The sequence below is a fragment of the Micromonospora echinaurantiaca genome, assembly GCF_900090235.1.
In the GTDB taxonomy this organism is placed as follows: Bacteria; Actinomycetota; Actinomycetes; order Mycobacteriales; family Micromonosporaceae; genus Micromonospora; species Micromonospora echinaurantiaca.
The window spans coordinates 7,169,275-7,195,695 of sequence record NZ_LT607750.1 but is presented as its reverse complement, the minus strand read 5'-3'; the positions used below and the strand labels follow the sequence as shown (position 1 = coordinate 7,195,695).

Sequence of the window (26,421 nt, the reverse complement as noted above, 5' to 3'; positions counted from 1 at the left end):
TCTCTACCTCTCAGACCCGGCGACGCTTCGGCGGACGGCACCCGTTGTGCGGCTGCGGGGTCACGTCGGAGATCTGACCGACCTCCAGGCCCACGGCCTGCAGCGAACGGATGGCGGTCTCCCGGCCGGAGCCGGGGCCCTTGACGAACACGTCGACCTTGCGCATGCCGTGCTCCATCGCCCGGCGCGCGGCGGCCTCGGCGGCCAGCTGCGCGGCGAACGGGGTCGACTTGCGCGAGCCCTTGAAGCCAACCTGGCCCGCGGAGGCCCAGGAGATGACCGCACCGGTCGGGTCCGTGATGGACACGATGGTGTTGTTGAAGGTGCTCTTGATGTGCGCCTGCCCGTGGGCGACGTTCTTGCGTTCCTTGCGCCGGACCTTCTTGACAGCGGCTCCGGCACGAGCCTTCGGTGGCATAAGTCTGTGCGCTCCTAGTTACTTCTTGCCGGGCTTCTTCTTGCCGGCGACGGTCCGCTTCGGGCCCTTGCGGGTGCGGGCGTTGGTACGCGTCCGCTGACCACGCACGGGCAGGCCCCGGCGGTGCCGGATGCCGGCGTAGCAGCCGATCTCGACCTTGCGGCGGATGTCAGCGGCGACCTCGCGGCGCAGGTCGCCTTCAACCTTGTAGTTGGCCTCGATGTGGTCGCGGAGCTGGACCAGCTCCTCGTCCGTGAGGTCCCGGGCGCGCTTGTCCGGCGAGATGCCGGTGGCGGCGAGCGTCTCCAGGGCGCGGGTGCGACCCACGCCGAAGATGTAGGTGAGCGCGATCTCCATCCGCTTCTCGCGGGGGAGGTCGACGCCGACTAGACGTGCCATGTGCGGGCGTACTCCTCGTGGTGTTCTGGCGGAGGTGTGGACCCGTCCCACCCCGCTACCGACCGTCCCGTCCTTCCGGCGCCTTCCGCGCCGGCGACCGGGATCGGCCGCTGCCCGAGCGGGCCCCGGCCTCCGACCGGGGGTCAACCACGAGGGAGTACGCGCTGCGTACCGCTCGCGGCTGGGACGAGCTCGATGATGTGTTGTCTGGATCTGCGGCCCGGACCGATCCGACCGGCCGTGTCACGACCGGTGGGACTGGCTCAGCCCTGGCGCTGCTTGTGGCGCGGGTCGGTGCAGATGACCATGACCCGGCCGTGCCGGCGGATCACCCGGCACTTGTTGCAGATCCTCTTGACGCTCGGCTTGACCTTCACGGTTGCCTTACTTCCCATCTGGCCCGGAGTCGCGAGGTGCGACCCGGACGTCGAAGACGGACACGGGACGGCCCGGCCGTCGTCAGGCTTACTTGTAGCGGTAGACGATGCGCCCGCGGGTCAGGTCGTACGGCGAGAGTTCGACGACGACCCGGTCCTCCGGCAGGATGCGGATGTAGTGCTGCCGCATCTTGCCGCTGATGTGAGCCAGCACCTTGTGGCCGTTCGCGAGCTCCACCCGGAACATGGCGTTCGGCAGGGGCTCGATCACCCGACCCTCGATCTCGATGGCTCCGTCTTTTTTCGGCATGTCCTCCGCTGTCCTGACGTCGGTTGCTCCGGACGGCCCACAACGTCTTACACGGGTGACTGACCATGATCAGAAAGCCCGCGCCAGCCGCGGCTCCGAGTCCCACCGAAGCGCTTGGTGGGCATGCCGGAGTGGACGCTGTGCGCCGATCAGTCAGTGTACGCGCGCCTGCGCGCCGTCGCCAAACCGGCCACCAGCGGATTCACCGTACCGGGCAAATCCGGCATCAGGCCAGCCCCGACCCGCACGCCGGGCGCCCGCTCCGCCAGGCGCCGCCCGCTCCGCTCACCGGCCGCGCCGCACGCGGCGCTCGGCCCGGTCGCCGGCTGGTGACCGAACCGCCCCGGTCACGGGGGCCAGGGGCCGCTAGTCGTCCGGGCCGCCGGCTTCCAGCGCCCGCCGGCGGGCCCGCTTCGCCAGCTTCCGCCGCCGGCGGCGCTCCCGCTCGGCCTCCCACCGCCGTGGCTCACCCCCGGCCAGGCCGGTGACGGTACGCACCAGCAGCACCGCGCCCCACGGCCCGGCCACCCAGCCCGGCCAGAAATAGAGCAGATCGCGCGCGAACAGGGAGGAAATCGCCCAGATCGCCACGACGATCGGCACCACCTGGAGGTACGGCATCCACACCTCGGCCAGCCAGCGGGCGGTCGCCGGCCGGGCCGGGGTGGTCTCCACCGGCTCCGCGAGCGCGGCCGCGGGCGGGGGCGCCACCGCCGGCAGATCCCGCACCAGCGCGTCCAGCTCGGCGTACGTGCGGGCGGCATAGGCCTGCTGCAACCGCTCGTCGTACTCGTACAGGTTCAGCCGGCCCTCGTCGAGCGCCGCCCGCAGCCGGTCGGCCACCGCCGCGCGGTCGGCATCGGCGGCCCGCATCCCGTCCCGCCCCTCCATGCCCGCAAGCATGCCACCACCCCACCACCCCGACGACTCCCCCGAACCACCCACCCCTCCTGCGTGATAAGGGATTAACGTCAGCGACCACCGCCCCTCATGACGCAAACCCCTTGATCACGCCCCGGCTCCAGGCGCCGGCGCCGGCCGGGGGCCAGGTGATCATGGGGTTGGTGTCCCGGGGGCGGGCACTGGGCGAGGCGAACCCTTGGGCGACTGCCCCGGGCGCGGGGCCAGAGGAACCGGTGCGGCCGGAGCTGGTGATCAAGTGGTTCGCGTCACGATACGGCCCCTGGATGACGAACGGCTCTTGATCAAGAGTGCCGCCGCCGGGGCCGGACGACGCCGGGGGGACCGCCTGCCGGATAGGGCTGCCGGCCGGGTGAGCCGCCCGCCGGGAGGACCGGGGCTGGGAGGACCGGGGCCGGGAGAACCGGGGCCGGGTGGGCCAGGGCTGCGTGGGGGCCGCCCGCTGGGAGGGCTGCCCGCTGGGTGGGTTGAGGGCTGGGTCAGGGGGTCGGGGCGGGTTGGCGGGCGGTGACCAGCTCGCCGAGGCGGGCGCGGCCGCCGTCCTCGGCGGTCAGCACCCAGACCCCGTCGGGCAGCAGCGCCATGGTGTGCTCGACGTGCGCTGCGATCGACCCGTCCCGGGTCACCACCGTCCAGCCGTCCGCCAGTTCGACGGTGCGCGGCGAACCCATCGTGATCATCGGCTCGATCGCCAGCGCCATGCCGGGCACCAGGCGGGGGCCCTTGCCCGGCCGGCCGTGGTTGAGCACGTGCGGGTCCTGGTGCATCTCGGTGCCGATGCCGTGCCCGCCGTAGCCGTCGACGATGCCGTACCGGCCACCCCGGCGGACCGCGTCCTCCACCGCGTGCGAGATGTCGGTGAGTCGGCCCTTGCCGCTGGCCGCTCCCCGCGCCGCCGCGGCGATACCGGCCCACATGGCGTCCTCGGCCACCGTGGCCATCTTCAGCAGGGCCGGGTCGACCTCGCCCACGCCGACGGTGATGGCGGCGTCGCCGTGCCAGCCGTTCAGCACCGCGCCGCAGTCGATCGAAATCAGGTCACCCTCACGGAGCACCTGCTCGGACGCCGGGATCGCGTGCACCACCTGCTCGTTGACCGAGGAGCAGATCGAGGCGGGGAAGCCGTGGTAGCCCTTGAACGAGGGGACGGCGCCGGCCTCGCGGATGGTCGACTCGGCGACGGCGTCCAGGTCGGCGGTGCTGACCCCGGGGGCGACCGCCTCGCGCATCCGGCGCAGCGCCTCGGCGACCACCAGACCGGCGGCGCGCATCTTCTCGATCTGGTCGGGGGTCTTCAGCTGGATGTCCAGCTGGGGACGACGCATGGAGCCGTTACCTTTCGTTGCCGAACAGCGGGGCACGCCGGGCGTACCCCGCTGTTCGCACTCTATCCGCCGTGGCCGGGACGTCAGCCGCCGTACGAGCGCAGGGCGTCGATGGCCCGGACGGTGACGTCCTCCACCGGGCCGGTGGCGTCGATGCCCACCAGCTTGCCCTGGGCGCCGTAGTAGTCGACCAGCGGCGCGGTCTTCTCCGCGTACTCCCGCAGCCGGGCGGCGATGGTCTCCGGCTTGTCGTCGTCCCGCTGGAACAGCTCGGCGCCGCAACGGTCGCAGATGCCGTCCCGGGTGGTCGGGTCGAACTCGACGTGCCAGATCTTGCCGCAGCCCCGGCAGGTCCGCCGGCCGGAGAGCCGGCGGATCACCTCGTCGTCGTCGACGACCAGTTCCAGCACCAGGTCGAGCGCGGTGCCCAGGTCGGCGAGGAGCTTGTCGAGCGCGGCGGCCTGCGGCGTCGTCCGGGGGAAGCCGTCGAGCAGGAAGCCCTCGCTGGCGTCCGGCTCGGCGAGCCGGTCCCGGACCATGTTGATGGTCACCTCGTCCGGCACCAGCTTGCCGGCGTCCATGTAGCGCTTCGCCTCGACGCCGAGTTCGGTCCCCTGGGACACGTTGGCCCGGAAGATGTCCCCGGTCGAGATCTTCGGCACCGAGAGGTGCGCGGCGATGAACTCGGCCTGCGTGCCCTTGCCCGCGCCCGGCGGGCCAACCAGAACGAGTCTCATCTACCGCAGGAACCCTTCGTAGTTCCGCTGCATCAGTTGGCTCTCGATCTGCTTGGCGGTCTCCAGACCGACGCCAACCATGATCAGCACAGCGACACCGCCGAACGGGAAGTTCATGTACTGCTGCTTGTCCAGCCAGATGAAGAAGAAGTTCGGCAGGATCGAGATGATGCCCAGGTAGAGCGAGCCCGGCAGGGTGATGCGGCTGAGGATGAAGTCCAGGTAGTCGGCGGTCGGCTTGCCGGGGCGGATGCCCGGCACGAAGCCGCCGTACTTCTTCATGTTGTCCGCGACCTCGGTCGGGTTGAACGTGATCGAGACGTAGAAGTACGTGAAGAAGATGATCAGCAGGAAGTAGACCGCGATGTAGATCGGGCTGGTCGGGTCGACCAGGTTGTTCTGGATCCACGCCTGGGTCTTGCCCGGGTTGGTCTGGTCGAAGAACTGGAGCGCCAGCTGCGGCAGGTAGAGCAGCGACGAGCCGAAGATGACCGGGATGACACCCGCCTGGTTGACCTTCAGCGGGATGTAGGTCGAGGTGCCGCCGTACATCCGCCGGCCGATCATCCGCTTGGCGTACTGCACCGGGATCCGGCGCTGCGCCTGCTCGATGAAGGTGACCGCGGTGATGACCACCAGGACCAGCGCGAGGACCAGGATGAACTTCCACCAGCCCTGGCTCTGCTTGATCTGCCAGCCCTCGCTGGGGAGCCGGGCGGCGATCGAGGTGAAGATCAGCACGGACATGCCGTTGCCGACGCCCCGGTCGGTGATCAGCTCACCGAGCCACATGACCAGGCCGGTGCCGGCGGTCATCGTCATCACCAGGATGGACAGCGTCAGCCAGTCCGGGATGCCGGTGCCCTCGGGGATGATCGGGAACTGGTCGCACTGGTTGTTGAACAGCTGCCCGGAGCGGGCCAGCGCGACGAACGCCGAGGCCTGCAGGACACCGAGGCCCAGGGTCAGGTAACGGGTGTACTGGGTGATCTTCGCCTGGCCGGCCTGGCCCTCCTTGCGGAGCTGCTCCAGCCGCGGGATCACGACGGTCAGCAGCTGCAGGATGATCGACGCGGTGATGTAGGGCATGATGCCCAGCGCGAAGACCGAGAGCTGCAGCAGCGCGCCGCCGGAGAAGAGGTTCAGCAGGTTCAGGACGCTCGTGGAGTCGCCCTGGATGGTGTCGAGGCACTTCTGCACGTTGCCGTAGGACACGCCCGGGCTGGGCAGCGTGGCGCCGAGCCGGTAGATCGCGATGATGCCTACTGTGAACAGCAGCTTCTTGCGCAGGTCAGGCGTACGGAACGCACTGAGAAAGGCGGACAGCAACTTCTTCCTCCTGCGCGAGGCGGGCCGCCGGTGATCCCTGGCGGGTCGGGGTGGGTGCCGGGCGAGTGCCCGATATCCATAGCTGGGAAGGGACTCTAACAGCCCGATCCCGGTCCGGGCAGATGTGCCCGGCTACATAAACCGAGTTTGATGTTACCCGGCGCACACGGCCCAGGTAGACCGTGGCGCCCGCCAGTTACGGGCAACTGGACGGACGCCACGGGTCGTGCAGTCCTTACAGCTCGGTGACCGAGCCGCCGGCAGCGGTGATCTTCTCCTTGGCCGACGCGCTGAACGCGTGCGCCGACACCTGGAGAGCCACGCCACCGAGGTCGCCCGTTCCGAGCACCTTGACCGGCTGGCCCTTGCGGACCGCGCCGGCCTCGACCAGCTCCAGCGGGCCGACCTGGCCACCGTTCGGGAACAGCTCGGCGAGCCGGTCCAGGTTGACCACCTGGAAGACCACCTTGAACTTGTTCTTGAAGCCCTTCATCTTCGGCAGGCGCATGTGGATGGGCATCTGCCCACCCTCGAACGCCGCCGAGATGTTCTTGCGGGCCTTCGAACCCTTGGTACCGCGACCGGCGGTCTTGCCCTTGGAGCCCTCACCGCGACCCACGCGGGTCTTCGCGGTCTTGGCCCCCGGCGCCGGACGCAGGTGGTGGACCTTGATCGTCATTACTCGACCTCCTCGACCTTCACGAGGTGGTTCACAGTGAAGATCATGCCGCGGATCTCGGGCCGGTCCTCCTTGACCACCACGTCGTTGATCCGCTTGAGACCGAGCGAACGCAGCGAGTCACGCTGGTTCTGCTTGGTCCCGATCTCGGACCGGACCTGGGTGACCTTGAGACGTGCCATCAGGAAGCCACCCCCGCCCGCGACGCCAGCATGGCGGCCGGCGCGACGTCCTCCACCGGCAGGCCACGACGCTGCGCGACCGCCTCGGGGGATTCCAGCCCCTTCAGCGCCGCCACGGTGGCGTGCACGATGTTGATCGGGTTGGACGACCCGAGGCTCTTGGAGAGCACGTCGTGGATGCCCGCGCACTCCAGCACGGCACGCACCGGACCACCGGCGATGACACCGGTACCGGCGGAGGCCGGCTTGAGCAGCACGACGCCGGCGGCGTCCTCGCCCTGGACCGGGTGCGGGATCGACTGACCGATCCGCGGCACCTTGAAGAAGTGCTTCTTGGCCTCCTCGACACCCTTGGCGATCGCCGCGGGCACCTCCTTGGCCTTTCCGTAGCCCACGCCGACGGTGCCGTCGCCGTCGCCCACGATCACCAGGGCGGTGAAGCTGAAGCGACGACCACCCTTCACGACCTTGGCGACGCGGTTGATCGCGACGACCCGCTCGAGGTGCGGGGTCTTCTCGACGGGCGCGTTTCCGCGGCCGCCCTCACGGCGGTTGTCGCGGCGACCACCCTCGTTGCCACCGGACCCGCCGCCACGGCGCTGTTGACCTGGCATCAGCAGCCTTCCTTCTCTCTCGTGACGGGGTTGTTAGAACTCGAGCCCGGCTTCGCGGGCGGCATCGGCCAGCGCGGCGACCCGCCCCGCGTACCGGTTGCCACCGCGGTCGAAGACGACCTTGGAGATACCGGCGGCCTTGGCCCGCTCGGCGAGCAGGGCACCGACCTTGCCGGCCAGGGCGCTCTTGTCGCCCTCCGCACCGCGCAGCGACGCGTCCAGGGTCGAGGCCGACGCCAGGGTGTGACCCTTGGTGTCGTCGACGATCTGGGCGACGATGTGCCGCAGCGAACGGGTGACCACGAGGCGGGGACGCTCGGCGGTGCCGCTGATGTTCTTGCGGACCCGGAAGTGCCGACGCGCACGCCCGACGGCGCGCTTGGCGGCAACGCCGCGGCGGCGCTTGAGCAGCGTGGCGCTCACTTCTTACCTGCCTTTCCAGCCTTGCGGCGGATGACCTCGCCCTGGTACTTGACACCCTTGCCCTTGTAGGGCTCCGGCGGACGGATCTTCCGGATGTTGGCGGCGACCTCGCCGACCAGCTGCTTGTCGATGCCGGCCACGTGGAACAGGGTCGGCTTCTCCACCGTGAAGGTGATGCCGTCCGGCGCCTGCACGGTGACCGGGTGCGAGAACCCGAGCGCGAACTCGAGGTCCTTGCCCTTGGCCGTGACCCGGTAACCGGTGCCGGCGATCTCCAGGCTCTTACGGTAGCCCTCGGTGACGCCGACGATCATGTTGGCGACCAGGGTCCGGCTCAGGCCGTGCAGTTCCTTGGCCTTGCGCTCGTCGTTCGGGCGGTTGACGTTCAGCTGCCCGTCCTCGGCCCGCTCGATGGTGATCGGCTCGGCCAGGGTGTGCGACAGCTCGCCCTTCGGGCCCTTGACCTTGACGGTCTGGCCGTCGATGGTGATATCGACACCGGACGGTACCGGGATCGACTTACGTCCAATACGCGACATTTCTACCTGTCTCCCGTTACCAGACGAAGGCGAGGACTTCCCCGCCAACGCTCCGCTTGCGGGCCTGCCGGTCGGTGAGCAGCCCCTGGGACGTCGAAATGATCGCCACGCCCAGCCCGCCGAGCACCCGCGGGAGCCCGTCCGACTTGGCGTACACCCGGAGACCGGGCTTGGACACACGCTTGATGCCGGCCAGGCTCCGCTCCCGGTTCTGGCCGTACTTCAGCTCGACGACCAGTCGCTTGCCGACGGCGCCCTCCTCGGGCTCCTCGACCGACCAGGTGGAGATGTAGCCCTCGGACTTCAGGACCTCGGCGATGTTCGCCTTGATCTTGGAGTACGGCATCGTCACCCGGTCGTGGTACGCCTGGTTGGCGTTACGCAGACGCGTGAGCATGTCTGCGATCGGGTCGGTCATCGTCATGAAATTCGTCAACCTTTCTCGCCGGGGTTCCCCGGGCACGGCCCGGGGCCTACGGCGAAGAGACAGTTCAGCTGACGCGCGAAGCGCGCCGGGCTATTACCAGGAAGCCTTGGACACGCCGGGCAGCTCACCGCGGTGGGCCATCTCCCGGATGCACACCCGGCAGAGACCGAACTTGCGGTAGACCGCCTTCGGACGCCCGCACCGCTGGCAGCGGGTGTACGCGCGAACCGAGAACTTCGGCTTCGCGGCCGCCTTGAGGATCAGCGCCTTCTTGGCCATCTCAGTTCTCCTTGAACGGGAAGCCCAGGAGCTTGAGCAGCGCCCGGCCCTCGTCGTCGGTCGTGGCGGTGGTGACCACCGTGATGTCCATGCCCCGCTGTCGATCGATCTTGTCCTGGTCGATCTCGTGGAACACCGACTGCTCGGTCAGACCGAACGTGTAGTTGCCGTGCCCGTCGAGCTTGCGCCCGTCCAGACCGCGGAAGTCACGGATACGCGGCAGCGCGATGGACAGCAGCCGGTCCAGGAACTCCCACATCCGGTCGCCGCGCAGGGTCACCTTCGCGCCGATCGGCATGCCCTCCCGCAGCTTGAACTGCGCGATGGACTTGGTCGCCCGCCGCACCTGCGGCTTCTGACCGGTGATCGTGGCCAGGTCGCGGACGGCGCCGTCGATCAGCTTGGCGTCCCGGGCGGCCTCGCCGACACCCATGTTGACGACGATCTTGACCAGCCGCGGCACCTGCATCGGGTTGCCGTAGTTGTACTGCTCGCGCAGCTGGGCCACGATCTCGTTGCGGTACCGCTCCTTGAGACGCGGCATGGTCTTGGTTTCGGTAGCCGTGCTCATCACAGGTCCTTACCGGTGCTACGCGCGATGCGGACCTTCTGGCCGTTCTCGTCGATCCGGTAGCCGACGCGGGTCGGCTTCCCGTCGGAGTCCAGGACCTGCACGTTCGAGACGTGGATCGGGGCCTCCTGGGTGACGATGCCACCGGTCTTGGCGCCACGCTGAGTGGTGCTGATGCGGGTGTGCTTCTTGACCCGGTTCACGCCCTCGACCAGGACCTTGTCCTGCCGCGGGTAGGCCGCGATGACCTTGCCCTTGGCACCCTTGTCCTTGCCGGCGATGACGACGACCGTGTCGCCCTTCTTGACCTTCACGGTCACAACACCTCCGGCGCGAGAGAAATGATCTTCATGAACCGCTTGTCCCGCAGCTCCCGGCCCACCGGGCCGAAGATACGGGTGCCGCGCGGGTCCCCGCCGTCCTTGATGATGACGGCGGCGTTCTCGTCGAAGCGGATGTACGAGCCGTCCGGGCGCCGCTTCTCCTTGGCGGTGCGAACGACGACCGCCTTGACGACGTCGCCCTTCTTCACACCGGCACCCGGGATCGCGTCCTTGACGGTGGCCACGATGACGTCGCCGATGCTCGCGTAGCGCCGACCGGAGCCACCGAGAACCCGGATGCACAGGATCTCCCGGGCACCCGTGTTGTCGGCGACGCGCAGTCGCGACTCCTGCTGAATCACGTCTATCTCCTATGTCTGCCGGTTCTCCGGCCGCACCGCGGCGGCCGGAGCCTGGCGGAACCTGCGCCCGACCGAGACCGGCCGAGCTCGAGCCTTCGCTACTTGGCCTTCTCGAGGATCTCCACGAGCCGCCACCGCTTGGTCGCGGAGAGCGGCCGGGTCTCCATGATCAGGACCCGGTCGCCGATGCCGGCCGAGTTCTGCTCGTCGTGCACCTTCAGCTTGCTGGTCCGGCGCATGATCTTGCCGTACAGCGCGTGCTTGACCCGGTCCTCGACCTCGACCACGACGGTCTTTTCCATCTTGTCGCTGACCACGAGGCCCTCACGCACCTTGCGGCGGGCCCGCGCGGTGGCGGTGGTGTTCTCGCTCATGATGCAGTCACCTCAGTCGGCGCGGCCGAGAGCCCCAGCTCGCGCTCACGCATGATCGTGTAGATCCGGGCGATCTCCCGACGGATGACCTGCAGCCGCCGGTTGTTGTCCAGCTGCCCGGTTGCGGCCTGCACGCGGAGGTTGAACAGCTCCGCCTTGGCCTCGCGCAGCCGCGTGACCAGCTCCTCCTCGGAGAGCTCACGCAGCTCGGCGGCCTTAACGCCCGCTGCCATCAGGATTCACCCACTTCGCGCGTCACAATGCGGCACTTCATCGGGAGCTTGTGGATCGCGCGACGCATCGCCTCTCGCGCGATCTGCTCGTTGGGGAAGGACATCTCGAAGAGCACCCGCCCCGGCTTCACGTTGGCGACCCACCACTCGGGCGAGCCCTTACCGGAACCCATCCGGGTTTCGGCCGGCTTCTTGGTGAGGGCCTGGTCCGGGAAGATGGTGATCCAGACCTTGCCACCACGCTTGATGTGGCGGGTCATCGCGATACGCGCCGACTCGATCTGGCGGTTCGTCACGTACGCCGGCTCGAGAGCCTGGATCCCGAACTCGCCGAACACCACCCGGTTGCCGCCCTTGGACGCGCCGCTGCGGTCCGGGTGGTGCGGCTTGCGGAAGCCCTTCGGGGGCTTGCGCGGCATCAGCATCTGTCAGCCCTCCTGCTGCGTTTCTGCCGCGGCGGCGACGGCGGCGGGGTCCACCGCGTCACCACTCGGCGTCTCGGCCTGCTGCGCGAGCGTGGTCGCGGCGGCCCGGCCGGCCTCGGTGCCGCCGGCGGTCGTGCCGGACGAGCCGGACCGACCACGGCGCGGCCGCTCGGGGCGGTCGCCGCGCTCACGGCGCGGGCGCGACGGAGCCTCGGCCGGGGTCTCCCGACCCGGCACCGCGTCGCCCTTGTAGATCCAGACCTTCACGCCGATCCGGCCGAAGGTGGTACGGGCCTCGAAGAAGCCGTACTCGATGTTGGCCCGCAGCGTGTGCAGCGGGACCCGGCCCTCGCGGTAGAACTCGGTCCGGCTCATCTCGGCGCCGCCGAGGCGGCCCGAGACCTGCACCCGGATGCCCTTGCAGACCGGGTTCTTCATCGCCGACTGCATGGCCTTGCGCATCGCCCGACGGAAGCTGACCCGGCTGGACAGCTGCTCGGCCACGCCCTGCGCGACCAGCTGAGCGTCCGACTCGGGGCTCTTCACCTCGATGATGTTGAGCTGCACCTGCTTGCCGGTCAGCTTCTCCAGCTCGCCGCGGATCCGGTCGGCCTCCGCACCCTTACGGCCGATGACGATGCCCGGCCGGGCGGTGTGGATGTCGACCCGGACCCGGTCCCGGGTGCGCTCGATGTCGACCTTGGAAATGCCGGCACGCTCCAGGCCCTTGGACATCATCCGGCGGATCTTGACGTCCTCGCCGATGTAGTCCTTGTAGAGCTTGTCCGCGAACCAGCGGGACTTCCAGTCGGTCGAGATACCGAGCCGGAACCCGTGCGGGTGAACCTTCTGACCCATTACTCCGCGCCCTCCGTGTTGCTCTGCGTCTCGGCCGGCGCGGCCTGCTTCGCCGGGGCCGTCTTCTTCGCGGCCTTACGCGGGGCGGCCGGCGCGACGGCCTCGACCGCCACCGTGATGTGGCAGGTGCGCTTCCGGATCCGGTACGCCCGGCCCTGCGCCCGCGGCTGGAACCGCTTCATGGTCGGGCCCTCGTCCACGTACGCCTCGCTGACGAGCAGCGCGTCGGGGTCCAGCCGCTCGTTGTTCTCCGCGTTGGCGATCGCGCTCGCGAGCACCTTGTACACCTGCTCGCTCGCGGCCTGCGGCGCGAACTGCAGCACCGTGAGCGCCTCCTTCGCGGGCAAACCGCGGACGAGGTTGACCACCCGGCGCGCCTTCATCGGCGAGATGCGCACGTGCCGCGCAACCGCCCGCGCGCCCGGAAGCACCGGAGCGTCGCCCTTTCCTGGCATCGCTGTAACCCCTTGTTCCTCTATCCGTATGCCCGCGGCGTCAGCGCCGACGGCTCTTCCGGTCGTCCTTCTCGTGACCCTTGAACGTGCGGGTCAGCGCGAACTCGCCGAGCTTGTGCCCGACCATCGCCTCGGTCACGAACACCGGGACGTGCTTGCGTCCGTCGTGCACCGCGATCGTGTGACCCAGCATCTCCGGGATGATCGTCGAGCGCCGCGACCAGGTCTTGATGACGTTCTTCGAGCCCTTGTCGTTCTGCGTCTCCACCTTCTTGAGCAGGTGGTCGTCGATGAACGGGCCCTTCTTCAGGCTGCGAGGCATGTCTTATCTCCCTCAGCCGCGCTTACGCGTGGCGTAGCGGCGGCGGACGATCAGCCGGTCACTCGGCTGGCCCTTACGACGGGTGCGGCCCTCGGGCTTACCCTGCGGGTTGACCGGGTGGCGACCACCGGAGGTCTTACCCTCACCACCACCGTGCGGGTGGTCGACCGGGTTCATCGCGACACCACGGACGGTCGGGCGCTTGCCCTTCCACCGCATCCGGCCGGCCTTACCCCAGTTGATGTTCGACTGGTCGGCGTTGCCGATCTCGCCGACGCTCGCGCGGCAGCGGACGTCGACCCGCCGGATCTCGCCGGACGGCATGCGCAGGGTCGCGTACGCGCCCTCGCGGCCGAGCAGCTGGATGCCGACGCCGGCCGAGCGGGCCAGCTTGGCGCCACCACCGGGACGGAGCTCCACGTTGTGGATCGTGGTACCGACCGGGATGTTGCGCAGCGGCAGGTTGTTGCCCGGCTTGATGTCCGCGCCCGGACCCGACTCGACGGTGTCGCCCTGCTTCAGGTCCTTCGGCGCGATGATGTACCGCTTCTCGCCGTCGGCGTAGTGCAGCAGCGCGATCCGCGCGGTGCGGTTCGGGTCGTACTCGATGTGCGCGACCTTCGCCGGCACGCCGTCCTTGTCGACCCGCTTGAAGTCGATCAGACGGTACTGCCGCTTGTGGCCGCCGCCGTGGTGCCGCGTGGTGATCCGGCCGTGGGCGTTGCGACCGCCCTTCTTGGGCAGCGGAGCCAGCAGCGACTTCTCGGGCGTCGACCGGGTGATCTCGGCGAAGTCGGCGACGCTCGAGCCACGCCGGCCCGGCGTCGTCGGCTTGTACTTACGGATAGCCATTGTCTACACCCCTCAGCTGACCGGGCCGCCGAAGGCCTCGATACGGTCACCGTCAGCCAGCTTCACCATCGCCCGCTTGGTGGCCTTGCGCTGGCCGAACCCGGTACGGGTCCGCTTGCGCTTGCCCTCGCGGTTGAGCGTGTTGACCGTCAGGACGCGGACGTTGAAGATCTGCTGGATAGCGATCTTGATCTCCGTCTTGTTCGCGTCCGGGTGCACCAGGAAGGTGTACCAGTTGCGGTTCAGCTCGCTGTAGCTCTTCTCCGAGACGACCGGCGCCACGATGATGTCGCGCGGGTCGGCGATCGTGCTCACTTGCCACCCTCCTCGGTGGTCTCGGCGGGAACACCGAGGAACTCGTCCAGGGCGTCCTTGGTGAAGACCACGTCGTCGGCCACCAGCACGTCGTACGTGTTGAGCTGGCCGGCCTCGATCAGGTGCACCCGCGGCTCGTTGCGCAGCGACACCCAGTTCAGCTCGTCGGTGCTGCTCAGCACGACCAGCACCCGGCGGGCGTCGGTCAGCTTGGCCAGCGTGGCCAGGGCCGCCTTGGTCGACGGCTTCTCGCCCGAGACGAACGCCTCGACGACGTGCACCTGCCCGGCGCGGGCCCGGTCCGAGAGGGCGCCCCGCAGCGCGGCGGCCTTCATCTTCTTCGGGGTCCGCTGGCTGTAGTCGCGCGGCACGGGACCGTGCACCACGCCACCGCCGGCGAACTGCGGCGCGCGGATCGAGCCCTGCCGGGCGCGACCGGTGCCCTTCTGCTTGTACGGCTTCTTGCCGCCGCCGGCGACCTCGCCGCGGGTCTTGGTCTTGTGCGTGCCCTGCCGGGCCGCCGCGAGCTGGGCCACCACGACCTGGTGCATCAGCGCGACGTTGGCCTGAGCGTCGAAGATGTCGGCCGGCAGCTCGACGGAGCCCGCCTTGTTGCCTTCGACGGTGAGGACGTCAACGGTGGTCACTTGGCCACACCGCCCTTCTTCGCCTTGGTCTTGGCCGCGCTGCGGACCAGGACCAGCGCGCCCTTGGGGCCGGGGATGGCGCCACGGACGAGCAGGAGGTTGTTCTCGGTGTCGACCGCCTGGACGGTCAGGTTCTGGACGGTGAAGCGCACGCCACCCATCCGGCCCGCCATCCGGGTGCCCTTGAAGACGCGACCCGGGGTGGCGCAGGCGCCGATCGAGCCGGGCGAGCGGTGCTTGCGCTCGACACCGTGGCTGGCGCGCAGACCGTGGAAGCCGTGCCGCTTCATCGGGCCGGCGTAGCCCTTGCCCTTGGTCTTGCCGGTCACGTCGACCGACATGCCGGCCGGGAACTGCTCGACCGTGACCTCCTGGCCCAGCGAGTAGTCGCCGGCGTCGCTGGTGCGCAGCTCGACGATGTGCCGGCGCGGCGCCACGTCCGCCTTCGCGTAGTGCCCGCTGATCGGCTTCTTGACCTTGCGCGGGTCGATCGTGCCGTACGCCAGCTGGACCGCGGAGTAACCGTCCTTGTCGGCGTCACGAACCTGGCTGATGACGCAGGGGCCGGCCTGAACCACGGTCACCGGGACAACACGGTTGTTGTCCCAGACCTGGGTCATGCCGAGCTTCGCGCCCAGGATCCCCTTAACTTGCCTGTCCATTTGTCCGGTCCCTACAGCTTGATCTCGATGTCGACGCCAGCCGGCAGGTCGAGGCGCATGAGCGAGTCGACCGTCTTCGGGGTCGGGTCGATGATGTCGATCAGCCGCTTGTGCGTGCGCATCTCGAAGTGCTCGCGCGAGTCCTTGTACTTGTGCGGCGAGCGGATAACGCAGAAACGGTTGATCTCCGTGGGCAGCGGCACCGGGCCTGCGACCTGCGCCCCGGTGCGCGTCACCGTCTCGACGATCTTCCGAGCCGAGGAGTCGACGACCTCGTGGTCATAGGCCTTGAGCCGGATGCGGATCTTCTGTCCCGCCATGGTGGCTTCTGTTCCTTCTCTCGATGCCGCTGTGTTGCGGGCGCCTGTACCGGCTGGCACAGGCCCACTTCGCCGACCCCCGCGGTCGGGCGTGTCGCGCCCTCGGGCCAGGCTCCGCCCCGGGACTCCGGAGCGATTCTGACCGCGCGGTGGGTCAAGGCGCCGATCGCACTACCGCGACCTGAACGCCGCGCGAGGGTGGTTGGCGGACGGGCCGCCAACCACCCTACGCTCGACTGTCCTACCGCCCGGAGGTTCGGCGAAAGCCGAACGCGAGCGACGAACTGTCGTTACGCAACCTGACTAGTATGCCGCACGACCGGCGGCGGGTCTAATCGGGGTTACCCAGCTCACTTGATGATCTTGGTGACGAACCCGGCGCCGACGGTGCGGCCACCCTCGCGGATCGCGAACTTGAGGTTCTCCTCCATGGCGATGGGCTGGATCAGCTTCACCGTCATGGTGGTGTTGTCACCCGGCATGACCATCTCGGTGCCCTCGGGGAGCGTGACGACACCGGTGACGTCCGTGGTCCGGAAGTAGAACTGCGGACGGTAGTTCTGGAAGAACGGGGTGTGCCGGCCGCCCTCCTCCTTGGAGAGGATGTAGACCGTCGCCTCGAACTCCGTGTGCGGGGTCGTGGTGCCCGGCTTGATGACGACCATGCCGCGCTCGACGTCCTCGCGCTTGATGCCACGCAGCAGCAGACCGACGTTCTCACCCGCGCGGGCCTCGTCGAGCAGCTTGCGGAACATCTCGATGCCGGTGCAGGTGGTCTTGATCGACTTCTCGCGAATGCCGACGATCTCCACCTCCTCGTTCGGCTTGAGCACGCCGCGCTCCGCGCGACCGGTGACGACGGTGCCACGACCGGTGATCGTGAAGACGTCCTCGATCGGCATCAGGAACGGCTTGTCGGTCTCGCGCTCCGGCTGCGGGATCGCGGTGTCGACAGCGGTCATCAGGTCCATCAGCTTGCCGGTCCACTCGGGGTCACCCTCGAGGGCCTTCAGCGCCGAGACCCGCACGACCGGCAGGTCGTCACCCGGGTACTCCTGCGACGAGAGCAGCTCACGGACCTCGAGCTCGACGAGCTCCAGGAGCTCCTCGTCGTCGACCATGTCGCTCTTGTTGAGCGCCACGACGATGTACGGCACGCCGACCTGGCGGGCCAGCAGCACGTGCTCGCGGGTCTGCGGCATCGGGCCGTCGGTCGCCGCGACCACCAGGATCGCGCCGTCCATCTGCGCGGCACCGGTGATCATGTTCTTGATGTAGTCGGCGTGACCGGGGCAGTCGACGTGCGCGTAGTGCCGCGCCTCGGTCTGGTACTCGACGTGCGCGATCGAGATCGTGATGCCGCGGGCCTTCTCCTCGGGCGCCTTGTCGATCTCGTCGAACGGCGTGTACGGGTTCAGGTCCGGGTACTGGTCGTGCAGGACCTTGGTGATGGCCGCCGTCAGCGTCGTCTTACCGTGGTCGATGTGACCAATGGTGCCGATGTTGACGTGCGGCTTAGTCCGCTCGAACTTCGCCTTCGCCACTGGTGTCCTCCTGTGGACTTTCTTGGTTCGTTCGCCCCGGTGCGCCGGTCGGCGCTTAGGACTCTGTCGACAGCCTTTCCGACCTGACGGCCGGAGAGCCTTTGTGGGTTCTGCGGCGATGAAGCCTACAGGCCCGGATTCACACATTCCGACCGAGGTGGCCGCGGGCGGGAGAACCCTCCCGCGACCAGACCCGGCTCATCGGATCAGCTCAGGCGAGCGTCACTCACCAGTCGCCTTGGCGATGATCTCCTTGGCCACCGAGGCCGGAACCTCGGCGTAGGAGTCGAACTGCATGCTGTAGCTAGCCCGGCCCTGGGTCTTCGACCGCAGGTCGCCGACGTAGCCGAACATCTCCGACAACGGCACCAGGGCGCGGACGACGCGGGCACCGCCGCGCTCCTCCATCGCCTGGATGATGCCACGGCGGGAGTTGAGGTCGCCGATGACGTCACCCATGTTCTCCTCCGGAGTGGTGACCTCAACGGCCATCATCGGCTCGAGCAGCGCCGGGTCGGCCTTGCGGGCCGCCTCCTTCAGCGCCATCGAGCCGGCGATCTTGAACGCCATCTCGGACGAGTCGACCTCGTGGTACTGGCCGTCCACCAGGGTCAGCTTGACACCCACCAGCGGGAAGCCGGCGAGGATGCCGTACTGCATGGCGTCCTGGGCGCCGGCGTCCACCGACGGGATGAACTCCCGGGGGATCCGGCCACCGGTGACGGCGTTGGCGAACTCGTAGGTCGGCGAGTCGTTGTCCAGCGGCAGCGGCTCCAGGCTGATGATCACCCGGGCGTACTGGCCGGAACCACCGGTCTGCTTCTTGTGGGTGTACTCGACCTTCTCCACCGTGCGGCGGATGGTCTCGCGGTACGCCACCTGCGGCTTACCGATGTTCGCCTCGACGTTGAACTCGCGGCGCATCCGGTCGACCAGGATGTCCAGGTGCAGCTCGCCCATGCCGGAGATGACCGTCTGGCCGGTCTCCTCGTCCAGCTTGACGCGGAAGGTCGGGTCCTCCTCGGCCAGCCGCTGGATGGCGGTGCTGAGCTTCTCCTGGTCAGCCTTGGTCTTCGGCTCGATGGCGACCTCGATGACCGGCTCCGGGAAGGTCATCGACTCCAGGATGACCGGGTTCGCCGGGTCGCACAGGGTGTCACCGGTGGTGGTCTGCTTGAGACCCTGCACCGCGATGATGTCGCCAGCCTTGGCGGAGCTGCGCTCCTCCCGCTTGTTGGCGTGCATCTGGTAGATCTTGCCGATCCGCTCCTTGCGGTCCTTGGTGGAGTTGACCACCTGGGACCCGGACTCGACCACGCCGGAGTAGACCCGGACGTAGGTGAGCTTGCCGAGGTGCTTGTCGGTCTGGATCTTGAAGGCCAGGCCCGAGAACGGCTCCGAGGTCGACGGCTTCCGCTGCATCGGGGTCTCGCCGTCGGTCGCGGTGCCCTCGATCGCCGGGATGTCCAGCGGCGACGGCAGGTAGGCGACGACCGCGTCGAGCATGGGCTGGATGCCCTTGTTCTTGAACGCGGTGCCGCACAGCACCGGGTTGGCCTTGCCCGCGATGGTGGCGCGGCGGATACCGGTCTGGATGTCCTCGACGGAGATCTCCTCGCCCTCGAGGTACTTCTCCATCACCGAGTCGTCGACGTCGGCCAGGGTCTCCAGGAGCTTCTCGCGCCACTCGGCGGCGGTGTCCGCCAGCTCGGCCGGGATCTCCTCGATCGCGTAGTCCTCACCCTTCTGGGTCTCCCCGCGCCAGGTGAGGGCACGCATGCCGACGAGGTCCACGACACCGACGAAGTCGGACTCGGCGCCGATCGGCACCTGCAGGACGAGCGGGGTCGCGTTGAGCCGGTCGATCATCATCTGCACGCAGCGGAAGAAGTCCGCGCCGGTCCGGTCGAGCTTGTTGACGAAGCACATCCGGGGCACGTTGTACTTGTCCGCCTGCCGCCAGACGTTCTCCGTCTGGGGCTCCACGCCGGCGACACCGTCGTATACCGCGACCGCACCGTCCAGGACCCGCAGCGACCGCTCGACCTCGACCGTGAAGTCGACGTGGCCGGGCGTGTCGATGATCTGGATCGTGTGGCCCTTCCACTCGCACTTGGTGGCGGCGGAAGTGATGGTGATACCGCGCTCCTGCTCCTGCTCCATCCAGTCCATGACGGCAGCGCCCTCGTGGACCTCACCGATCTTGTAGGTGATACCGGTGTAGAACAGGATCCGCTCGGTGGTAGTGGTCTTACCGGCATCGATGTGCGCCATGATGCCGATGTTGCGTACGTTGGCGAGCGCGTCTGCGGCGGCCACTTCAATCCCTACTTATCGTCGTCTCGACACAACTGGTGGCGGTTCCGGCGCCTCGTGAGCGCCGGAACCAGGGTGTTACCAGCGGTAGTGCGCGAAGGCCTTGTTGGACTCGGCCATCTTGTGCGTGTCCTCGCGCCGCTTGACGGCGGCACCGAGGCCGTTGCTCGCGTCCAGCAGCTCGTTCATCAGCCGCTCGACCATGGTCTTCTCGCGCCGGGCGCGGGAGTAGGTGACCAGCCAGCGCAGGCCCAGGGTGGTCGCCCGGGCCGGACGGACCTCGACCGGCACCTGGTAGGTGGCGCCACCGACCCGGCGGCTGCGCACCTCGAGGGTCGGCTTGACGTTGTCCATCGCCCGCTTCAGGGTGACGACCGGGTCGGTGCCGGACTTCTCCCGGCAGCCCTCGAGGGCCGCGTACACGATGCGCTCGGCGAGCTGGCGCTTGCCGCGCAGCAGGATCTTGTTGACCAACTGGGTGACCAGCGGCGAGTTGTACACCGGGTCAGCGACCAGCGGCCGCCGCGGAGCGGGTCCCTTACGCGGCATGTCAGCTCTTCTCCTTCTTCGCGCCGTAACGGCTGCGCGCCTGCTTGCGGTTGCGGACACCCTGGGTGTCCAGCGAGCCGCGGACGATCTTGTACCGCACGCCGGGGAGGTCCTTCACCCGGCCGCCGCGGACGAGCACGATCGAGTGCTCCTGCAGGTTGTGGCCGACACCCGGGATGTAGGCGGTCACCTCGATCTGGCTGCTGAGCTTGACACGAGCGACCTTGCGCAGCGCCGAGTTCGGCTTCTTCGGGGTGGTGGTGTACACGCGGGTGCACACGCCGCGCCGCTGAGGGGAACCCTTCAGCGCCGGGGTCTTGGTCTTGCTCGTCTTCGCCTGGCGGCCCTTTCGGACCAGCTGCTGGATCGTGGGCACCGGGTTTCTCCGCTCCCTTCGGCCGCAGGTGGTGCGGCCGCGCCGTCTGCCGTAGCCGATCTGGTGATCGACCCTCTTACATTCCGACCAGGTCCCCTCGCGGAGTCCCGGCACCCGCGGTCGGGCGTGTCGCCCAGATCACGGTCCCGGTGCGGACGCTCGCGCACGTACCGGGGTCTGTCGCCGGCACACGACTCTCCGCGCGCCGGGTCTTCTGGCTCTGTCGTGCCTGTCGGCCGCTGCCCGGACTCACCGGAACCAGCGCACGCACGAGTTGCCCGGGCTGGCCCGGGCACAAGGGGAAAGAGTACCTACCACAGCCGTGCAGGTCAAAACGGAGTGGCTCACCCGGACGTGTGACCGCCCGTTGATCGCTCCATCGCACCCGACCGCCGTGATGGGCACCTACAGACACAAGTGTACCGGCTTCTCGGCGGCGCGGCCCGTCGGCCCCGACCGACCGGTCCCACCTGCTGGACGTCGGCCCGGGCAGCCGGCGACCCGGCCGCTCAGCTCAGCGAGAGCAGCACCGCCAGCGCCAACCCGAGCAGGCTGAGCCCCAGCCCCGCCCCGCCGCAGCTGATCCCCGCCACGGCCAGGCCCCGACCGGTGAACCGGACCCCGGGCGGCGGCGCCGGGCGGCGGATCTGCCGCCGGGCGAGCAGGCCGGCCACCACGGCGCCGGCCCCGGCCAGCACGCCCAGCACGGTGAACGCGCCAGCGGCCCAGACGCCGCCGGCGGACGCCCCGGTCGCCCCGAAGCAGAAGACCAGCACCGAGACCAGGATCGCGGCCACCCCGGCCACCAGCGAGCCCACCGCCAGGCCCGAGGTGACCGGCGGCACGTCGAGGTGCACCACGGCGAACGGCGTACCGGGCACCGGGTCTACCCGGCTCGGGCGGGCCGTCTCCCGGGGTGGCGGGGGCAGCCCCGGTCCGCCGGGCGGGGGCCCACCCCAGCCGGGCGCGGGCGGCCCCCACGCACCCGGCGCCGGCTGGCCCCCCGCCGGCTGGCCGGCCGGGCCACCCCACGGACCCACCGCAGGCTGCCCCGACGGGTGCGCCGGCGGCTGGCCCGACGGCGCTCCCCACGGATTCGCCGGCTGGTGGCCCGGCGGGCTCCCGGACGGCTGACCGTGGGGAGCACTCCACGGGCTGGCTGCTGGCTGGCCGGACGGCACCCCCCAGGAGTTTCCGGACGCCTGGCTGGGCGAGGCACTCCACGGGCTCGCCGGCGGCTGGCCCGACGGGGATCCCCAGGGGCTCGCGGGAGGCTGGTCGGACCGGTTGCCGGCCCCCTCGGCTGCGGACTGCGCCACCCCCGGTCCCCCGACCCGCGACTCGGACGGACCGGACGTCGGGGACGCCGGAGACGCGGGGGACGCCGGAGACGCGGGCTGCCCGGGGTCACCGCCCGTGGGGCGCGCCGGATCCGTCACGAACTCCTCCTGTCGGCCGTCGGCGTCCACCGCCGCGCGACGGACACCGGCCAGGCTACCGCCGCGACGCACGGCGGCCGTGCCCGGCGGGGACGGGGTCCCTCGCCGGCGTCAGTCCACGTTCGGCGCGAAGTCCTGGCCGAAGGGCGCGTCGGCCAGCCGGACCACGCCGACCACCACGGCGACCACCAGGCTGACCGCTGCCAGCACCAGGCCCGTCCAGGCCAGCTGCTCACCCCGCCGCAGCCAGGCCGCGCCGGTCAGGAAACCACCCGAGGCGTACGCCTCCCGGCGCGCCTGCCGGGCCAGTTGGAGCGCCACCGTGGCGGGCACCACCCCGCCCAGGAACAGGCCGGTGAGCGCGCCGATCAGCCCCAGCGCGAAGACCGCCCTGGCCTTGGTGGCCCGGGCCGGGTCCGGGTCGAGCGGGTGGCGCAGCGGCTGCGGGGCGACGGGCACCTGCCCGGGTGCTGTCGTCATGCCCACCATCATGCCCCGGCCCCGCGCCACCGGCAGGCACTCCCGGCCCGGACACGACGAGGCCCCCGGCGGCTGCCGGGGGCCTCGTGCGTTGGTGCGATTAGCGGTACGACCCGAAGTCGAAGTCGTCCAGCGGCACCGCCTGGCCGCTGGCCGGCCCGAAGCCGTAGTCGGTCTCCGGGTAGCCGGTCATCGAGTAGACCTTGGCCTTCGCCTCCTCGGTCGGCTCGACCCGGACGTTGCGGTACTTGCTGATACCGGTACCGGCCGGGATGAGCTTACCGATGATCACGTTCTCCTTGAGGCCGATCAGCGAGTCGCTGCGGGCGTGGATCGCCGCGTCCGTCAGCACCCGGGTGGTCTCCTGGAAGGAGGCCGCCGACAGCCAGGAGTCCGTGGCCAGCGAGGCCTTGGTGATACCCATCAGCACCGGGCGACCGGCGGCGGGCTCGCCGCCCTCCGAGACGAGCCGGCGGTTCTCCGACTCGAACAGCGCCCGGTCGACCAGCACGCCCGGCAGGAACTCGGTCGAGCCGGAGTCGATGACCGTCACCCGCTTGAGCATCTGGCGGATGATGATCTCGATGTGCTTGTCGTGGATGAGCACACCCTGCGAGCGGTAGACCTCCTGGACCTCCTGGGTCAGGTGGACCTGGACCGCGCGCGGGCCGAGGATGCGCAGCAGCTCGTGCGGGTCGATGGTGCCCTCGGTGAGCTTCTCGCCGACCTCGACGTGATCGCCGTCGTGGGCCCGCAGCCGGACCCGCTTGGAGATCTTGTCGTAGACGATCTCGTCGCTGCCGTCGTCCGGCACCACGATGATCTTCCGCGACCGCTCGCCGTCCTCGATCCGGATCCGGCCGGGGGTGTCGGCGATGGGCGCCTTACCCTTCGGCACCCGGGCCTCGAAGATCTCCTGGACACGCGGCAGACCCTGGGTGATGTCCTCACCCGCGACACCACCGGTGTGGAAGGTACGCATCGTCAGCTGCGTACCCGGCTCACCGATCGACTGGGCGGCGATGATGCCGACCGCCTCGCCGACGTCCACGGTCTTGCCGGTCGGCAGCGAGCGGCCGTAGCACGCACCGCAGACGCCCAGCTTCGACTCGCAGGTGAGCACGCTGCGCACCCGCACCGACTCCACCCCGGCGGCGACGATCTTGTCGACCAGGATCGAGTTGATGTCCGCGCCCCGCTCGGCGACGACGGTGCCGTCCGGCCCCTTGATGTCGTCGGCCAGGGTACGGGCGTGCACGCTGGTCTCCGCGTGCTCGTGCACGACGAGCCGGCCGTCCTCGGTGCGCTGCCCAATCTGCATCGGGATCGCCCGGTCGGTGCCGCAGTCCTCCTCGCGGATGATGACGTCCTGCGAGACGTCCACCAGACGACGGGTCAGGTAACCCGAGTCGGCGGTACGCAGCGCGGTGTCGGCGAGACCCTTACGGGCACCGTGCGTGGAGATGAAGTACTCCAGCACGGACAGACCCTCCCGGTAGCTGGCCTTGATCGGCCGCGGGATGATCTCACCCTTCGGGTTGGCCACCAGACCACGGATCGCCGCGATCTGCCGGAGCTGGAGCAGGTTACCGCGGGCACCCGAGTTGATCATCTTCCACAGCGGGTTCTCCTGCGGCAGCGCGGTGTCCATCTCCTTGGCGACCTCGTTGGTCGCCTTGGTCCAGATCTCGATGAGCTCGCCGCGACGCTCCTCGGCGGTCATCAGACCACGCTGGTACTGCTTGTCGATCCGGTCGGCTTCCTTCTCGTACCGCTCCAGGATCTCCGCCTTGCGCGGCGGAGCAATGACGTCCTCCATGCCGATCGTCACGCCGGACCAGGTGGCCCAGTGGAAGCCGGCCTCCTTGAGCCCGTCCAGGGTGGCCGCCAGGGCCACCTTCGGGAAGCGCTCGGCGAGGTCGTTGACGATCGCGGAGAGCTGACCCTTGCGGATCTCGTAGTTCACGAAGCGGTAGCCCGGGGGCAGCGTCTCGTTGAACAGCACCCGGCCGAGGGTGGTCTCCACGGTCAGCGGGTCACCCTCGACCCAGCCCTCCGGGGCGGTCCACGGCTCGGCGCCGGCGCCGTTGTCGACCCCGACCACGCCGCGCAGCCGGATCTTCACCGGAGCCTGCAGGTGCAGCTCGCCGTTGTCGTACGCCATCCGCGCCTCGGCGTCCGAGCTGAACGCCCGGCCCGCACCCTTCTCGTCGGGCGTGAGGTGGGTGAGGTGGTAGAGACCGATGACCATGTCCTGGGTGGGCATGGTGACCGGCTTGCCGTCGGCCGGCTTGAGGATGTTGTTCGACGACAGCATCAGGATCCGCGCCTCGGCCTGGGCCTCGGCGGACAGCGGCACGTGCACCGCCATCTGGTCACCGTCGAAGTCGGCGTTGAACGCGGTGCAGACCAGCGGGTGGATCTGGATGGCCTTGCCCTCGACCAGCTGCGGCTCGAAGGCCTGGATGCCCAGACGGTGCAGGGTCGGCGCCCGGTTGAGCAGCACCGGGTGCTCGCCGATGACCTCTTCCAGCACGTCCCACACGACCGGCCGCTGCCGCTCGACCATCCGCTTGGCGGACTTGATGTTCTGCGCGTGGTTGAGGTCGACCAGCCGCTTCATCACGAACGGCTTGAACAGCTCCAGCGCCATCTGCTTGGGCAGGCCGCACTGGTGCAGCTTGAGCTTCGGGCCGACCACGATGACCGAACGGCCGGAGTAGTCGACGCGCTTGCCCAGCAGGTTCTGCCGGAACCGGCCCTGCTTGCCCTTGAGCATGTCGGACAGCGACTTCAGCGGACGGTTGCCCGGGCCGGTGACCGGCCGGCCGCGGCGGCCGTTGTCGAACAGCGCGTCAACGGCCTCCTGCAGCATCCGCTTCTCGTTGTTCACGATGATCTCGGGCGCGCCGAGGTCGATCAGCCGCTTGAGCCGGTTGTTCCGGTTGATCACGCGGCGGTACAGGTCGTTCAGGTCGGAGGTCGCGAAGCGGCCACCGTCGAGCTGCACCATCGGGCGCAGGTCCGGCGGGATGACCGGGACGCAGTCCAGCACCATGCCGAGCGGCGAGTTGCGGGTGTTGAGGAACGCCGCCACGACCTTCAGCCGCTTGAGCGCACGGATCTTCCGCTGGCCCTTGCCGGAGCGGATGGTCTCCCGCAGGCTCTCGGCCTCGGCGTCGAGGTCCATGTTCTGGACCAGCGCCTTGATCGCCTCGGCGCCCATGCCGCCGGTGAAGTACTCACCGAACCGGTCCCGCAGCTCGCGGTAGAGCAGCTCGTCGGTGACCAGCTGCTTCGGCTCCAGCTTGCGGAAGGTGTCCAGCACCTCGTCCAGGCGGTCGATCTCGCGCTGGGCCCGGTCGCGGATCTGGCGCATCTCGCGCTCTCCGCCCTCCTTGACCTTGCGCCGGACGTCCGCCTTGGCACCCTCGGCCTCCAGCTCGGCCAGGTCGGCCTCGAGCTTGGCGGCCCGCTTCTCGATCTCCGAATCGCGGCTGTTCTCGGCCTGCCGCTTCTCGGCCAGGATCTCGTTCTCGATGGTCGAGAGGTCGCGGTGACGCGCCTCGGCGTCCACGCTCGTCACGACGTACGAGGCGAAGTAGATGATCTTCTCGAGGTCCTTGGGGGCGAGGTCCAGCAGGTAGCCCAGCCGGCTCGGCACGCCCTTGAAGTACCAGATGTGGGTCACCGGAGCGGCCAGCTCGATGTGCCCCATCCGCTCACGACGGACCTTGGACCGGGTCACCTCGACGCCGCAGCGCTCGCAGATGATGCCCTTGAACCGGACCCGCTTGTACTTACCGCAGTAGCACTCCCAGTCCCGCTGCGGACCGAAGATCTTCTCGCAGAAGAGCCCGTCCTTTTCCGGCTTCAGGGTGCGGTAGTTGATCGTCTCAGGCTTCTTGACCTCGCCGTGGGACCACTGACGGATGTCGTCAGCGGTGGCGAGGCCGATACGCAGCTCGTCGAAGAAGTTGACGTCGAGCACTATGTCCCCTATGTCGTCGTCTGTACTGCTTAGCTAGTGGGTGGGGTC

General features: G+C 69.1%; 36 protein-coding genes. All 36 read right to left on the bottom strand.

What is annotated here, in order from left to right; translation table 11 throughout:
* Positions 1–10 precede the first annotated feature (10 nt).
* On the bottom strand, positions 11–418 hold the full coding sequence (gene rpsK / locus GA0070609_RS32965) for a 30S ribosomal protein S11 (RefSeq protein WP_007073011.1): 408 nt from the start codon (positions 416–418) through the stop codon (positions 11–13).
* Positions 419–436: 18 nt separating this feature from the next.
* A complete protein-coding gene (gene rpsM, locus GA0070609_RS32960; protein ID WP_007073012.1) occupies positions 437–817 on the bottom strand; it encodes a 30S ribosomal protein S13 in 381 nt (126 codons plus the stop codon).
* A gap of 263 nt (positions 818–1,080) precedes the next feature.
* The gene (gene rpmJ / locus GA0070609_RS32955; protein WP_012184307.1) at positions 1,081–1,194 is read right to left on the bottom strand and encodes a 50S ribosomal protein L36; all 114 of its coding nucleotides are present in this window, start codon (positions 1,192–1,194) and stop codon (positions 1,081–1,083) included.
* A gap of 88 nt (positions 1,195–1,282) precedes the next feature.
* On the bottom strand, positions 1,283–1,504 hold the full coding sequence (gene infA, locus GA0070609_RS32950) for a translation initiation factor IF-1 (protein WP_007073013.1): 222 nt from the start codon (positions 1,502–1,504) through the stop codon (positions 1,283–1,285).
* Between the two features lie 366 nt (positions 1,505–1,870).
* Complete coding sequence (locus tag GA0070609_RS32945) at positions 1,871–2,377, bottom strand: DUF1707 SHOCT-like domain-containing protein (RefSeq protein WP_088997385.1); 507 nt, start codon at positions 2,375–2,377, stop codon at positions 1,871–1,873.
* Positions 2,378–2,904: 527 nt separating this feature from the next.
* Positions 2,905–3,750: a type I methionyl aminopeptidase gene (map, locus tag GA0070609_RS32940; RefSeq protein ID WP_088997384.1), complete on the bottom strand. Its 846-nt coding sequence runs from the start codon at positions 3,748–3,750 to the stop codon at positions 2,905–2,907.
* 83 nt (positions 3,751–3,833) lie between these two features.
* Complete coding sequence (locus GA0070609_RS32935) at positions 3,834–4,487, bottom strand: adenylate kinase (RefSeq protein ID WP_088997383.1); 654 nt, start codon at positions 4,485–4,487, stop codon at positions 3,834–3,836.
* Positions 4,488–5,816, bottom strand: coding sequence for a preprotein translocase subunit SecY (gene secY / locus GA0070609_RS32930; RefSeq protein WP_088997382.1), 1,329 nt, complete (start codon positions 5,814–5,816; stop codon positions 4,488–4,490).
* A 235-nt stretch (positions 5,817–6,051) separates the two neighbouring features.
* The gene (gene rplO / locus GA0070609_RS32925; RefSeq protein ID WP_088991891.1) at positions 6,052–6,495 is read right to left on the bottom strand and encodes a 50S ribosomal protein L15; all 444 of its coding nucleotides are present in this window, start codon (positions 6,493–6,495) and stop codon (positions 6,052–6,054) included.
* Positions 6,495–6,677, bottom strand: coding sequence for a 50S ribosomal protein L30 (gene rpmD / locus GA0070609_RS32920; protein WP_012015110.1), 183 nt, complete (start codon positions 6,675–6,677; stop codon positions 6,495–6,497). The genes rplO and rpmD overlap by 1 nt, the downstream gene beginning before the upstream one ends.
* Complete coding sequence (gene rpsE, locus GA0070609_RS32915; protein ID WP_088997381.1) at positions 6,677–7,291, bottom strand: 30S ribosomal protein S5; 615 nt, start codon at positions 7,289–7,291, stop codon at positions 6,677–6,679. Before rpsE ends, rpmD begins: the two co-directional genes overlap by 1 nt.
* Positions 7,292–7,324: 33 nt before the next feature.
* A complete protein-coding gene (gene rplR / locus GA0070609_RS32910) occupies positions 7,325–7,714 on the bottom strand; it encodes a 50S ribosomal protein L18 (RefSeq protein ID WP_073834923.1) in 390 nt (129 codons plus the stop codon).
* Complete coding sequence (rplF, locus tag GA0070609_RS32905) at positions 7,711–8,253, bottom strand: 50S ribosomal protein L6 (protein ID WP_088991890.1); 543 nt, start codon at positions 8,251–8,253, stop codon at positions 7,711–7,713. Before rplF ends, rplR begins: the two co-directional genes overlap by 4 nt.
* A gap of 16 nt (positions 8,254–8,269) precedes the next feature.
* Entirely contained in the window at positions 8,270–8,677 is a 408-nt protein-coding gene (gene rpsH, locus GA0070609_RS32900) for a 30S ribosomal protein S8 (RefSeq protein WP_088997380.1), read from the bottom strand.
* Positions 8,678–8,773: 96 nt separating this feature from the next.
* Positions 8,774–8,959: a type Z 30S ribosomal protein S14 gene (locus GA0070609_RS32895; RefSeq protein WP_007073023.1), complete on the bottom strand. Its 186-nt coding sequence runs from the start codon at positions 8,957–8,959 to the stop codon at positions 8,774–8,776.
* Position 8,960: 1 nt separating this feature from the next.
* Positions 8,961–9,530 carry a 50S ribosomal protein L5 gene (rplE, locus tag GA0070609_RS32890; protein WP_088997379.1) on the bottom strand — a complete coding sequence of 190 codons (570 nt, stop codon included), beginning with the start codon at positions 9,528–9,530 and terminating at the stop codon, positions 8,961–8,963.
* On the bottom strand, positions 9,530–9,850 hold the full coding sequence (gene rplX / locus GA0070609_RS32885; RefSeq protein ID WP_172896341.1) for a 50S ribosomal protein L24: 321 nt from the start codon (positions 9,848–9,850) through the stop codon (positions 9,530–9,532). Before rplX ends, rplE begins: the two co-directional genes overlap by 1 nt.
* Positions 9,847–10,215, bottom strand: a complete 369-nt coding sequence (gene rplN, locus GA0070609_RS32880; protein WP_007073026.1) for a 50S ribosomal protein L14 — start codon at positions 10,213–10,215, stop codon at positions 9,847–9,849. The genes rplX and rplN overlap by 4 nt, the downstream gene beginning before the upstream one ends.
* A 98-nt stretch (positions 10,216–10,313) precedes the next feature.
* Positions 10,314–10,589, bottom strand: coding sequence for a 30S ribosomal protein S17 (gene rpsQ / locus GA0070609_RS32875; protein ID WP_088991889.1), 276 nt, complete (start codon positions 10,587–10,589; stop codon positions 10,314–10,316).
* The gene (gene rpmC, locus GA0070609_RS32870) at positions 10,586–10,822 is read right to left on the bottom strand and encodes a 50S ribosomal protein L29 (protein WP_088991888.1); all 237 of its coding nucleotides are present in this window, start codon (positions 10,820–10,822) and stop codon (positions 10,586–10,588) included. Before rpmC ends, rpsQ begins: the two co-directional genes overlap by 4 nt.
* Complete coding sequence (gene rplP / locus GA0070609_RS32865) at positions 10,822–11,247, bottom strand: 50S ribosomal protein L16 (RefSeq protein ID WP_007465292.1); 426 nt, start codon at positions 11,245–11,247, stop codon at positions 10,822–10,824. The genes rpmC and rplP overlap by 1 nt, the downstream gene beginning before the upstream one ends.
* Before the next feature lie 3 nt (positions 11,248–11,250).
* Entirely contained in the window at positions 11,251–12,105 is an 855-nt protein-coding gene (gene rpsC / locus GA0070609_RS32860) for a 30S ribosomal protein S3 (RefSeq protein WP_088997378.1), read from the bottom strand.
* Entirely contained in the window at positions 12,105–12,560 is a 456-nt protein-coding gene (gene rplV, locus GA0070609_RS32855; RefSeq protein ID WP_088997377.1) for a 50S ribosomal protein L22, read from the bottom strand. Before rplV ends, rpsC begins: the two co-directional genes overlap by 1 nt.
* 40 nt (positions 12,561–12,600) lie before the next feature.
* A complete protein-coding gene (rpsS, locus tag GA0070609_RS32850) occupies positions 12,601–12,882 on the bottom strand; it encodes a 30S ribosomal protein S19 (protein ID WP_088647003.1) in 282 nt (93 codons plus the stop codon).
* A gap of 12 nt (positions 12,883–12,894) precedes the next feature.
* Positions 12,895–13,734, bottom strand: coding sequence for a 50S ribosomal protein L2 (gene rplB, locus GA0070609_RS32845; RefSeq protein ID WP_088997376.1), 840 nt, complete (start codon positions 13,732–13,734; stop codon positions 12,895–12,897).
* 12 nt (positions 13,735–13,746) lie between these two features.
* On the bottom strand, positions 13,747–14,049 hold the full coding sequence (rplW, locus tag GA0070609_RS32840; protein ID WP_088997375.1) for a 50S ribosomal protein L23: 303 nt from the start codon (positions 14,047–14,049) through the stop codon (positions 13,747–13,749).
* Positions 14,046–14,696 (bottom strand): 50S ribosomal protein L4, encoded by a 651-nt coding sequence (rplD, locus tag GA0070609_RS32835; RefSeq protein WP_088997374.1) that lies wholly within the window; start codon positions 14,694–14,696, stop codon positions 14,046–14,048. Before rplD ends, rplW begins: the two co-directional genes overlap by 4 nt.
* Positions 14,693–15,358, bottom strand: a complete 666-nt coding sequence (gene rplC / locus GA0070609_RS32830) for a 50S ribosomal protein L3 (protein ID WP_088997373.1) — start codon at positions 15,356–15,358, stop codon at positions 14,693–14,695. The genes rplD and rplC overlap by 4 nt, the downstream gene beginning before the upstream one ends.
* 11 nt (positions 15,359–15,369) lie before the next feature.
* Positions 15,370–15,678 (bottom strand): 30S ribosomal protein S10, encoded by a 309-nt coding sequence (gene rpsJ / locus GA0070609_RS32825; protein WP_007073037.1) that lies wholly within the window; start codon positions 15,676–15,678, stop codon positions 15,370–15,372.
* A 350-nt stretch (positions 15,679–16,028) separates the two neighbouring features.
* Positions 16,029–17,222, bottom strand: a complete 1,194-nt coding sequence (gene tuf, locus GA0070609_RS32820; RefSeq protein WP_088997372.1) for an elongation factor Tu — start codon at positions 17,220–17,222, stop codon at positions 16,029–16,031.
* A gap of 222 nt (positions 17,223–17,444) precedes the next feature.
* Positions 17,445–19,541, bottom strand: coding sequence for an elongation factor G (gene fusA, locus GA0070609_RS32815; RefSeq protein ID WP_088997371.1), 2,097 nt, complete (start codon positions 19,539–19,541; stop codon positions 17,445–17,447).
* A 75-nt stretch (positions 19,542–19,616) separates the two neighbouring features.
* Positions 19,617–20,087: a 30S ribosomal protein S7 gene (gene rpsG / locus GA0070609_RS32810; RefSeq protein WP_046567226.1), complete on the bottom strand. Its 471-nt coding sequence runs from the start codon at positions 20,085–20,087 to the stop codon at positions 19,617–19,619.
* Position 20,088: 1 nt separating this feature from the next.
* Positions 20,089–20,463: a 30S ribosomal protein S12 gene (gene rpsL, locus GA0070609_RS32805; protein WP_014440718.1), complete on the bottom strand. Its 375-nt coding sequence runs from the start codon at positions 20,461–20,463 to the stop codon at positions 20,089–20,091.
* Between the two features lie 509 nt (positions 20,464–20,972).
* Complete coding sequence (locus GA0070609_RS32800; RefSeq protein ID WP_088997370.1) at positions 20,973–21,344, bottom strand: phage holin family protein; 372 nt, start codon at positions 21,342–21,344, stop codon at positions 20,973–20,975.
* Between the two features lie 669 nt (positions 21,345–22,013).
* Positions 22,014–22,382 carry a hypothetical protein gene (locus GA0070609_RS32795; protein ID WP_088997369.1) on the bottom strand — a complete coding sequence of 123 codons (369 nt, stop codon included), beginning with the start codon at positions 22,380–22,382 and terminating at the stop codon, positions 22,014–22,016.
* 100 nt (positions 22,383–22,482) lie between these two features.
* Positions 22,483–26,373 carry a DNA-directed RNA polymerase subunit beta' gene (locus GA0070609_RS32790; protein ID WP_088997368.1) on the bottom strand — a complete coding sequence of 1,297 codons (3,891 nt, stop codon included), beginning with the start codon at positions 26,371–26,373 and terminating at the stop codon, positions 22,483–22,485.
* Between the last annotated feature and the right edge of the window lie 48 nt (positions 26,374–26,421).

Bases quoted from the DNA above. Each gene is read 5' to 3' on its own strand.
- rpsK (WP_007073011.1), bottom strand. From the start codon at position 418: ATGCCACCGAAGGCTCGTGCCGGAGCCGCTGTCAAGAAGGTCCGGCGC.
- rpsM (WP_007073012.1), bottom strand. From the start codon at position 817: ATGGCACGTCTAGTCGGCGTCGACCTCCCCCGCGAGAAGCGGATGGAG.
- infA (WP_007073013.1), bottom strand. From the start codon at position 1,504: ATGCCGAAAAAAGACGGAGCCATCGAGATCGAGGGTCGGGTGATCGAG.
- GA0070609_RS32945 (WP_088997385.1), bottom strand. From the start codon at position 2,377: ATGCGGGCCGCCGATGCCGACCGCGCGGCGGTGGCCGACCGGCTGCGG.
- map (WP_088997384.1), bottom strand. From the start codon at position 3,750: ATGCGTCGTCCCCAGCTGGACATCCAGCTGAAGACCCCCGACCAGATC.
- GA0070609_RS32935 (WP_088997383.1), bottom strand. From the start codon at position 4,487: ATGAGACTCGTTCTGGTTGGCCCGCCGGGCGCGGGCAAGGGCACGCAG.
- rplO (WP_088991891.1), bottom strand. From the start codon at position 6,495: ATGACGATCAAGGTCCACCACCTGCGTCCGGCGCCGGGGGCCAAGACC.
- rpmD (WP_012015110.1), bottom strand. From the start codon at position 6,677: ATGGCACGTCTCAAGGTCACCCAGGTCCGGTCCGAGATCGGGACCAAG.
- rpsE (WP_088997381.1), bottom strand. From the start codon at position 7,291: ATGCCAGGTCAACAGCGCCGTGGCGGCGGGTCCGGTGGCAACGAGGGT.
- rplF (WP_088991890.1), bottom strand. From the start codon at position 8,253: ATGTCGCGTATTGGACGTAAGTCGATCCCGGTACCGTCCGGTGTCGAT.
- rpsH (WP_088997380.1), bottom strand. From the start codon at position 8,677: ATGACGATGACCGACCCGATCGCAGACATGCTCACGCGTCTGCGTAAC.
- GA0070609_RS32895 (WP_007073023.1), bottom strand. From the start codon at position 8,959: ATGGCCAAGAAGGCGCTGATCCTCAAGGCGGCCGCGAAGCCGAAGTTC.
- rplE (WP_088997379.1), bottom strand. From the start codon at position 9,530: ATGAGCACGGCTACCGAAACCAAGACCATGCCGCGTCTCAAGGAGCGG.
- rpsQ (WP_088991889.1), bottom strand. From the start codon at position 10,589: ATGAGCGAGAACACCACCGCCACCGCGCGGGCCCGCCGCAAGGTGCGT.
- rpmC (WP_088991888.1), bottom strand. From the start codon at position 10,822: ATGGCAGCGGGCGTTAAGGCCGCCGAGCTGCGTGAGCTCTCCGAGGAG.
- rplP (WP_007465292.1), bottom strand. From the start codon at position 11,247: ATGCTGATGCCGCGCAAGCCCCCGAAGGGCTTCCGCAAGCCGCACCAC.
- rpsC (WP_088997378.1), bottom strand. From the start codon at position 12,105: ATGGGTCAGAAGGTTCACCCGCACGGGTTCCGGCTCGGTATCTCGACC.
- rplV (WP_088997377.1), bottom strand. From the start codon at position 12,560: ATGCCAGGAAAGGGCGACGCTCCGGTGCTTCCGGGCGCGCGGGCGGTT.
- rpsS (WP_088647003.1), bottom strand. From the start codon at position 12,882: ATGCCTCGCAGCCTGAAGAAGGGCCCGTTCATCGACGACCACCTGCTC.
- rplB (WP_088997376.1), bottom strand. From the start codon at position 13,734: ATGGCTATCCGTAAGTACAAGCCGACGACGCCGGGCCGGCGTGGCTCG.
- rplC (WP_088997373.1), bottom strand. From the start codon at position 15,358: ATGGACAGGCAAGTTAAGGGGATCCTGGGCGCGAAGCTCGGCATGACC.
- rpsJ (WP_007073037.1), bottom strand. From the start codon at position 15,678: ATGGCGGGACAGAAGATCCGCATCCGGCTCAAGGCCTATGACCACGAG.
- rpsG (WP_046567226.1), bottom strand. From the start codon at position 20,087: ATGCCGCGTAAGGGACCCGCTCCGCGGCGGCCGCTGGTCGCTGACCCG.
- GA0070609_RS32795 (WP_088997369.1), bottom strand. From the start codon at position 22,382: ATGACGACAGCACCCGGGCAGGTGCCCGTCGCCCCGCAGCCGCTGCGC.